Genomic DNA, 9056 nt, shown 5'->3' on the forward strand with positions numbered 1-9056 from the left:
AATCACAGCATGGCTTGAAACATAGGCCGGTATCGCCCGGGTCGCAACCGGGCGGTCCGATGCATGACTTTTTTTGGCGCATGGGTGATGCGCAGGAGGGGAGATGGTGGAGATCAAATATGGTGGTTGTCGAGCTTTGGCGAGGCTGCGAAGGCGGCGGCACTGTCGGCATTTATGTTGCCTGACCCACCGCCATCGCGGCCTCGCTAAAGCTCGAGCGCTCCCACATCGGCGTTCGGCTATGGCCATTTCTAGGCATAGCCGGACGCTTTTATGGCTCTATCGGACGAGCTATCGAACCTTCAGCCAAAGTTTCATAAAAGAGCCCCAAGGTAACCATGTTAAGTCGCCAATGGTGTTATTGATTTGGTTAGCCACATCAGAGTCAAAGGCTTCAGTATTTCCAAGCGTCCCAGTGGTAAAGAATGCGACCGTGTTGGCTTCAGCCGCAGTAAAGAAGTTTTTGGCCCGCTTTCCTTCTTCCAATGCCTTCACAGCCTTGCCTGGTATCCGCCCGACCATGTATGGGGGCTTGCCATTTGCAAAATCCCCGTACAAGCGACGATAGTCTTTGAATTGTCCGAGTCGTCTAAGTCTTGGGATCAAGTTCGGGACGGTTCTAGAAAGAAGGTTTCTGGCCATCGCGATTCCAGAGCGCCCCAGGTACAGGGCAAGAGAGGCGACTTTTTTAACGAGCATGGCCCCGCCGCCCAATACTCCTGTGCCCAAGGATACCCAGGCGAGAATACTCGAGAGTTCAGGATTGGTATCTTGGGTAAGCACCGACGCGATATTTGCCGCTAATGACACGACCGCGAGCCCGACCAGCGCAGCCGTAAGCAGTAAAGATGTGCCCCCACTCACGATGGCGGCCAATATGCCAATCGCACCGAAAATCCAGGTGCCCAATGGATTATCGGGCCCGAGCGAGATGGGTCCAGGCTCGCGCCCTTGGCCCTGCCATTGATTCCACAAAGCGTCATTCACTGAAAAATGTCCGCTGGGGTCGCTGAAATTGACTGGATCACCCTCGGCGCAGTAGGCATACAGATTAGGGCCACCTGGCCCGAAAGGGCTGAGGCTGTCCGGAGTGTAGAAACACATGCTGGAAGCTGAGTAATAGCGTCCTTGTCCGCCCGCCCCCAAAACGTATTGACCCGTATCGGCATCAAGGAATTCGCCCTTGAAACCCAGCATGGAATCGGTCTCGGCCGGGGATTGCTCGCCGTATGCCGTATAGGCGTGATGCCTGAGAGTTTGGGCCTGAAGGTCATAGCTGGCCCATACCGTGCCATGGACGTCTCTGAGTTCAAACAGGGTTCTTTTCACGCCCGAGCGTTTGATCTGTAGAACCGTACAGCCCTCGCTCCCGGGATTCAGCTCCCGGCTGCTGTCGTTATTGGCAGTCGAATATTCTCCACACACCGTTAGCCCGTCATAGATGAGTTGAGTTTGCACGCCGTTGTTGTCCCGGATCATCAGGCGGTCGGAGGGATCATAGCTATAACGGATACTCCCGGCCTGGATCAATCGACCGAGCCAGTCATACGTGTATTTTTTTCCCGAAGCGTCCTGTGTCACCCGCCCGGCTGCGTCGTACCTCAATGTGGCGGCTTCGGGGTAGTCCGAATGGCTGTTGTAGACTGTCGCCAACCGAAAACCATTCAGGCTATCGTTGCTGTTGGTTGTGGTGTTCTTGAACCCACCAAAGCTTGTGACGCAAGTGGTGACATTTCCCAATGCATCGTAAGTGAACTCTTGCTTGTCGATGTCCTGGTTTTTTGGGGTCTTGGGTCGCCATACGCCCGTGGTGGTATAGGACTTGAGTCGCCCGCCCGGCGTGTAAGCCATGATGCGTGACCCCAGCACGATGTTGTCCTGTTTCAAGAACACCGATTTCAGTTTGCCGTCGCCGTAATACGCACTCTCTATTTTGAGATCAACTTTGCCACTGAGTGTAAATCGGCGACTGGTTTCACGCCGTTCTGCGTCGTAGGTATATGTCACATCGAAAGTGACCTTCGGATCGGTTGAGTTAATAGGACCAATAATCAGCTCCTTACTCAAAAGTCCCTGACTGTCATAATTATGGCTACACGTAAAGTGGAAATTGTTGGCTGCATAGCGTTGATCTCCGCTGTAAAGGAACAGTGTCTTATTACCTGTAGGGTCTGTATTGGTGAGCAGGCGTCCACCGTGTGAATACTCGGAAAATGTCTCTTTGGTTTGACCGGGCTGAGTTTGTATATGCTGATTAGTTATATACAGGTTGGCGTCATGATTGTACTCGAGAAACTTTTCGCCCTCGCTCGCTGACGAGATCTTCTGTGCCCCATACGCGTAGGTGTAAGATTGCTGCTCGGTGCGGTTGGTCGTGCCGGTGTTTGCCAAGCGGTTGCCAAGTTCCTTGATGTATTCATGTTGGAGTAGAGTGCCATCGGCGGTTTGGGTTGACGCAGGGACTGAGCTGGCGCCTATATAGGTATAGGTTTCAGTGCACTTGCCGCGGGTGAGTGAGGTGACTCGGCCCCAACTGTCGATGGTGCGTTTGCCCAGTATGTGGCGGTTATTCGAGAATTCGATATCGATCTGGGTGGCTTCGGTCATCAGCCAGTGTTTAGGGTAAGTGTAGTAATAGGTGTAGACCAGGCTGGGGGCCAGTATTCCGTTGTTCTTTTCGCTATGTTTTTCGCTCAACAGACGGCCACTGCCATCGTAAGCGTAATCAATGGTTGTATCGCCCAGTTCACCATCCGTGTGCAGTTGCTTGATCTGCCTGGCGCGGGTATAGGTGGCAGTCTGGGTCTGATAAATGTTGCCCTCCTTGCCTCTCCATTCAATCTTCTTGATGGTCTCATCCAAGTTATAGGTGGTAATTGTTCTGTGCTTGTCGGTTGCCTTGCCGGTCCATTGTGTAAGCGTCAGTGCGATGGGGTCTTTGAGATCGAAATCTTCCCTGCCGTTGCTGTAGCGTCGTCCGCTGACCCGATTCCAGTCATCATATTTCAACTCCTGCCATTCAAGGAGTTGGAGTGGCATATTCTGGTAATCATACTGGGTGGTACGTAGTTCACGCCCAATACGGTCGTAGCTGACGGCTTTGATCAGCTTTTTTTGGCCATCTTCGATCAAGTATTCACTGACCAGTCGGTCTTGGCCATCGTATTGACTCAAGCGGGTTTGCCCATTGGGGGTGGTCATTTGTATCTGCCCGGGGGCCGGGTAAGTGTAGGTGGTGACTTGGCGATAGGTAGTGCTCTGCGCGCACACTGTCAAAGTGCTCAGTTGGCCGTTATTGTTGTAGCTGTACTCGGTGCGGTTGCCATCAACGTCGACTTGGCGAATGAGGCGTCCGTCAAGAGTGCTCTTGGTTTCCGAAGAGGTGCGGCTGTTACCTTGTTCATCGGTTTCGGTCGTTGTGGTGGTAAGTTCGATATTACCCACGCCCCCCAAGGCATAGGCGAACGAACGTAGAGGGTCACTCACCAGGGGCGCCAAATGTTTATTGCCCAATGTCGACCGGCGGATGCTCTTCACACGTCCGGTGCGAAAGTCTTCGATGACATTGCCTTCCTCTGTAACGTTAGCCTCGAAGTATTCGTACTGTTGGCCTACCAGCGCGGCATCGGCAAATTTATCCGTCGCTAAACTGCATTGCAACGTACTGTAAAGTCTGGCCTCCAGCGAGGGGGTCATTTCATATCGGTGAAGTTCGAACTCGGCAACATTACGCAAGCCGGGGATCAAGTCGGACAGCCCAGGGATGATTGCCAGTAAACCGGGTGTTTCGACAAACTTGGTATCCAGCGCGGCAGATGGGAACAGGCTCTCATATGTATAGTCTGCGGTTTCCCACTGAGTGCCCGGTTTGTCATTTTGTTCTTCCTTGGAAGCGCGTGCGATTGCGCTTAGTAATTCGCGGGCTTTTAGCGTACCGTTGCTATGTTTCAAAAAATTGTAAATCGGGTCTGTAAACGAGCGTAGATAGTCCATCTCGGTAGTAATGGTCTGTTGTTGGTTTTTGATAAGGCCAGAACTATCGTTAAAAGTATTCTTGTTCGTCGTTGTCCGGCTTCTGTTCGCTTGTTGGTAAGTTACTCGGGTTTCACGACTATCAAGGTCATCATCCTTACTCATGTTATACGCTGTCAGGGTTTTGGCAGAACCTTGGGAGAGCGTCTCAGTCTTGACGTCATGTTCATCGTCGTATTGATAAACCGTGGTGCGAATGGCCGGTACGCCCTCAGCCATGATCGTCCGGTATTTTTTTTCATCTTGACGCTCATACGCATAGGTTGTAATAACAGGCGTGCCGCCACCCGTTGGGGTGAGCGTGTGAGTACTGACGCAAGGCAACGCTGACAACTGTGGGTTGTCCGGAAATGTCAGTCCGTTGTCTTTATATTCGACCGCCTCTTGGAGTCCGTCGACATTGGTGATCTTGTTCAACAGCCAACCACACACCGGATGGTCCAAATACTCCAAGGTGGTTTTGTGAGTATTCCCGAGGGTAACGGACTGCAGGGCGTAATCTTTAAGTGCCAACGTGTAGGTGAGGGTTTGAGTTGCATCATCAGGCCAGAACATAATCTTGACTGTCCCAATGGCCGGCGATGTATCGGGCGCGGGGGGCGTGTATTCAATCTTGAGCAGGTTTCGCTTGGTGCTGTCCGTGATGCCTGTTAATTGAAGTTGATAATACGTTTTGCCCTCTATAACGTGGGGCGTTGATGTCCATGTGAAATATAAGTTTTTCGACTCCTTGAGGTCGGGATTATAGGTTGTCAATATTTTTGGTACATAGATGCCTGTGTTGTCCAGCAATTCCAATACTTCATGTCTTGTGTCCTTGCGCATCACGGTCAGTTGGTTGTTGAACCAGGAGACATTAACGGCATCGTTTTGTGGGTCAGGATCGATACCTTTTTTTATATTTAGTACTTCGCCGGAGTGCAATGTTAAACGGTTATGCGCAGTGCTATAAGTGGTTAGCCCAAAAAAACAGCCATCCCCCAATGCGAACAGGTTATTGAAGGTGGGGGCACAGTGAAGCCCCATTTCAAACACAGGGCCGCTGCCGTCGTTACCGACGATTGAGGGGAGGGGAATAAAGGCCTCGAATAGGCCTGTGCGTGGATCGACCACGTTGCGTTTTTGAGTGGTGGCGTTAAAAATCGGATCGTTCTCGGAATCGCTAGGGTCCGTACCCATTGGATTGTGGGCCATGTTCATTTCCTTATGTCGTAGTAGGCCCCCTTCGTGGGGGAGATATGTACGACTTGAAAACTACACGGCCGGTAAGCCTGCGATAACTGTAAGAGTTCACAGTATTTTATATTAAATAGTTTTTGAATTTATTATTTTAATCTCCTTTGCGAATAAGGATGTTTGTGATCTGTATGAAAGGTGGCGGCCTTCAAGTTCGGATCGACATCATGCACATCAACGTCCGGCCACAGCGTCTTCTATAGTTGCAATATCAATCTTGGTCATTTTCATCATCGCCTCAAACGCACGCTTGGCGACGGCAGGATCTTTGCTGGTGACCGCATCGACCAACACCCGTGGCGAGATCTGCCACGACAACCCCCACTTGTCCTTGCACCAGCCGCAGGCGCTTGCCTGCCCACCATTGTTGACGATGGCATTCCACAAGCGATCGGTTTCTTCCTGGTCATCCGTAGACACCTGAAAGGAAAACGCCTCACTGTGCTTGAACATCTGGCCGCCATTCAGGCCGACGCAGGGAATACCCAGCACGGTGAATTCCACGGTCAACACTTCGCCCTGCTTGCCGGCCGGGTAGTCGCCAGGCGCATGGTGAACGTTCCCCACTTTACTGTCGGGAAAGGTGTTGGCGTAGAAGGTCGCCGCCTCCAGGGCATCGTTGTTGTACCAGAGGCAGATCGTATTTTTGTTGTTCATCGCAAGGCTCCTCGGGTTGGAAGGTGCGTGAAGTCTAGACGATAACCGCGGGCGTTCTACCCCGTTTAGAACCGCTCATCCAGGATCGCCGGCAAGGTGATGTCCTTGACGAAACTGGCCGGCGACAAGTTCAGCGTCATACGCACCACTTGCACCACGTCATGCACCGGAATCGACTGGCCTTCACCGCGTTGCGCCGCCACTGCGAGCGGTGTGCTCAACGGGTCTTCGGTGTTCAGGTAGCCCAGGTTCAGGCAGGTCACGCCCAGGCGCTGATGCCGATAGCCTTCACGCAAGGCATCGGCAATCCCGCGCAGCGCAAACTTGGAGGCACCGAAGGCCACCTCCGGGCGGCCACTTTGCGGCAGGCCGGAGGTCGAGCCAGTCAGGATGATCCGTGGGTTGGCGCTGTCGAGCAGCACCGGCAGCAGGCGTTTGATCAGCAACAAGGTAGCGGTGATGTTGCACGTGACAATGGCTTCGAGCTGCTCATCACTGTCGGCCAAAAAGTTGTACGCCGGGTCGAAGGCAAATTCTTCCCAGATACCCAGGTTGTAGATCAAGGTATCCAGCCCACTCTCGGCCACCGAGGCTTCAATGGCCTGGGCAGCTTTGGCGGGTTCGGCCAGGTTGGCTTCGATCCAACGCACCTGCACATCAGCCTTGTGGTTGAGCTGTTCTGGACGGCTGCGGGATACACCGATCAGCGTATCCCCGGGTTCGCCCAACCCCTCGATCAGCGCCTTGCCCAGGCCTTTGCTGGCGCCCACTACCATGGTTTTCATTACGCGTCTCCTTGACTGAAGGGCGTAGTTATAAGGCAGTTGGGTGGGGCTTTCCAGCCTGCTGTTCAGGCTTGCACGGCTTCCCGGCAAGTGCGTAAACCCGCACGCCGCGAGCGCCAGGCCAAACCCAGCACCATCATCAAGCCCAGGCCCGCCATGATTGCGCCTGCCAGGGAAATGGCCGGGTAGCCCAGCCCGGCGTTGATCACCGCGCCACCCAGCGCGGCACCAATCGCATTGCCAAAATTGAACGCGCCGATGTTCATCGCCGACGCCAGGTTAGGCGCATCCTTGGCGGCCTCCATCACACGCATCTGCAACGGCGGTACCAGCGCAAAACTGGCGGCACCCCATAGCAGGATCGAAACGGCGGCAGGCAGCGGCCATTGCATCAGCATCGAGAAGGCCAGCAGCACGGCAATCAACACCACCAGCGAGGTGATCAAGGTACGGTCCACCGAGCGGTCGGCCGACTTGCCGCCCCACACGTTGCCCAGGGTCAGCCCGATACCGAACAGCACAAGCATCCCGGTGACGAAGTTGGTCGAGGCGTGGGTGACGTTGCGCAGAATCGGCGCGATGTAAGTGAACACCGTGAACATCGCACTGGAGCCCACCACGGTCAGCGCCAACGCGGCCAGCACCGGCCCGCGGCCCAATACGCGGATTTCCGCCATCAGGCTGCCACCTTTAGGCGCGGGTGCATTCGGCAACGCCCACCACAGCGCCGCCATCACCACCGCACCGAGGCCGCTGATCCCCCAGAACGCCGTGCGCCAACCAAAGTTCTCGCCAAACCAGGTCGCCAGCGGCACGCCGCCGATGGTCGCCAAGGTCAGCCCGAGAAACATCGCCGCGACCGCTCCCGCGCGTTTCTCCGGCGCTACCACGCTGGCTGCCACAATCGAACCAATGCCGAAAAATGCCCCGTGGTTCAGCGACGTCACCAGCCTTGCGACCATCAAGGTCTGGTAGTTGGTGGCCAGCGCCGACAACAAATTGCCCAGGGTAAAAATCGCCATCAGCCCGATCAGCAAATAACGACGCGGCACTCTCGCCGTGGCGAGGGTCATGATCGGCGCGCCGATCAGCACGCCCATGGCATAAGCACTCACCAGCAGCCCGGCGGCTGGAATGGAGACACCAAGATCGGCGGCAATACCGGGCAACATGCCCATGGGCGCAAACTCCGTGACCCCGATGCCGAAGGCACCGATGGACAAGGCTACAAGGGGTGGATTGATACGCATGGTTGACTCCTCATCTGTGTGCCGAATGCTACAATCCAGCCTTTTCAAGCAGTAGCCCTCGCTTGGGAACTACAGCTTTGCGCAGGAGGCACAAATGGACATCGGCGGTCGGTCAGGAGAGATGGAAGTGTTCGCCATGGTTGCCGAGCACGGCAGCCTGTCGGGCGCGGCGCGAGCCCTGGGGCTGACACCCTCGTCCATCAGCCGCATCATCACCCGCACCGAAAAGCGCATCGGCACCCGACTGCTGCTGCGCACCACCCGCGCCATCACCTTCACCGCCGAAGGCGAAGCCTACCTGCGCGGCGCCCGGCGCATCCTCGCAGACATGGCCGAAGTCGAAGACGCCATCACCGACCAAGGCACCCCACGCGGCCGCCTGCGAGTCAGCGCCGCCCTGGCCCATGGCCGCATGACCATCGTCCCGCTGATCGCCGCCTTCAGCGCCCGCTATCCGGCCATCGTCGTCGACCTGATGCTCGGCGATGAGGTGGTGGACATCCTCGGCGGCCAGGCCGACGTCGCCATCCGCTTCGGCCCCCTCGCCGACAGCCCCCTGACTGCTCGTCATATCGGCTCCACCGGGCAGGTGATCGTCGCCTCACCGGACTACCTGGCAAAACATGGCACCCCGGTGTTGCCGCAGGATCTACTCCGGCACAACTGCCTACGCTTCAACTTTCGCCGAGCGGCGCCGGATTGGCCGTTCAGGGCGGATGGGCGGGAGTTTTCGTTGAAGGTGGCGGGGACGATTGAGGGCAACAGTGGCGAGGCATTGGCACAGTTGGCAAAGCTGGGGGCAGGGATTGCGCGGATTGGGGCGTTTAGTGTGGTGGAGGAGGTGAAGCGGGGGGAGTTGGTGGTGTTGCTGGAGGACTTTAACCCGGGGGATGTGGAGCCGATTCATGCGGTGTTTGTAGGGGGAGGGGCGATGCCGGCGCGGGTTAGGGCGTTTGTGGATTTTTTGGTGGAGAGGCATGGGGGTTGAGGAGGTGCGGGTTTAGGTCTGGATTTGTTGGGAGGGGGGGATCGGCGGATTTCGGCCGATTCTGTTGAAAAAGTCGGATTTTCAGATTGCCTGAACTCAAGCGCGACC

The 9056-nt window shown here is 55.6% G+C and carries 5 protein-coding genes; 1 reads left to right on the forward strand and 4 read right to left on the reverse strand.

What is annotated here, in order from left to right:
- Positions 1 to 291: 291 nt before the first annotated feature.
- From E4O98_RS20005 to E4O98_RS20020, 4 genes are all read right to left on the reverse strand, one after another.
- Positions 292 to 5226 carry an RHS repeat-associated core domain-containing protein gene (locus tag E4O98_RS20005; RefSeq protein ID WP_248136078.1) on the reverse strand — a complete coding sequence of 1645 codons (4935 nt, stop codon included), beginning with the start codon at positions 5224 to 5226 and terminating at the stop codon, positions 292 to 294.
- A gap of 216 nt (positions 5227 to 5442) precedes the next feature.
- Positions 5443 to 5925: a VOC family protein gene (locus E4O98_RS20010; RefSeq protein ID WP_032880904.1), complete on the reverse strand. Its 483-nt coding sequence runs from the start codon at positions 5923 to 5925 to the stop codon at positions 5443 to 5445.
- 65 nt (positions 5926 to 5990) lie between these two features.
- The gene (locus tag E4O98_RS20015) at positions 5991 to 6710 is read right to left on the reverse strand and encodes an SDR family oxidoreductase (protein WP_032880906.1); all 720 of its coding nucleotides are present in this window, start codon (positions 6708 to 6710) and stop codon (positions 5991 to 5993) included.
- 65 nt (positions 6711 to 6775) lie between these two features.
- Positions 6776 to 7960: an MFS transporter gene (locus E4O98_RS20020; RefSeq protein WP_248136080.1), complete on the reverse strand. Its 1185-nt coding sequence runs from the start codon at positions 7958 to 7960 to the stop codon at positions 6776 to 6778.
- 94 nt (positions 7961 to 8054) lie between these two features.
- Between E4O98_RS20020 and E4O98_RS20025 the strand changes: the two genes are divergently transcribed.
- A complete protein-coding gene (locus tag E4O98_RS20025; protein WP_248136082.1) occupies positions 8055 to 8948 on the forward strand; it encodes a LysR family transcriptional regulator in 894 nt (297 codons plus the stop codon).
- Positions 8949 to 9056 lie beyond the last annotated feature (108 nt).

Origin of the sequence: Pseudomonas sp. W2Jun17 (assembly GCF_023127795.1) — a bacterium.
GTDB classification, from domain to species: Bacteria; Pseudomonadota; Gammaproteobacteria; order Pseudomonadales; family Pseudomonadaceae; genus Aquipseudomonas; species Aquipseudomonas synxantha_A.

Excerpts from the sequence above, each read along its gene's own strand:
- E4O98_RS20005 (WP_248136078.1), bottom strand. The coding sequence starts at position 5,226 with ATGGCCCACAATCCAATGGGTACGGACCCTAGCGATTCCGAGAACGAT.
- E4O98_RS20010 (WP_032880904.1), bottom strand. The coding sequence starts at position 5,925 with ATGAACAACAAAAATACGATCTGCCTCTGGTACAACAACGATGCCCTG.
- E4O98_RS20015 (WP_032880906.1), bottom strand. The coding sequence starts at position 6,710 with ATGAAAACCATGGTAGTGGGCGCCAGCAAAGGCCTGGGCAAGGCGCTG.
- E4O98_RS20020 (WP_248136080.1), bottom strand. The coding sequence starts at position 7,960 with ATGCGTATCAATCCACCCCTTGTAGCCTTGTCCATCGGTGCCTTCGGC.
- E4O98_RS20025 (WP_248136082.1), top strand. The coding sequence starts at position 8,055 with ATGGACATCGGCGGTCGGTCAGGAGAGATGGAAGTGTTCGCCATGGTT.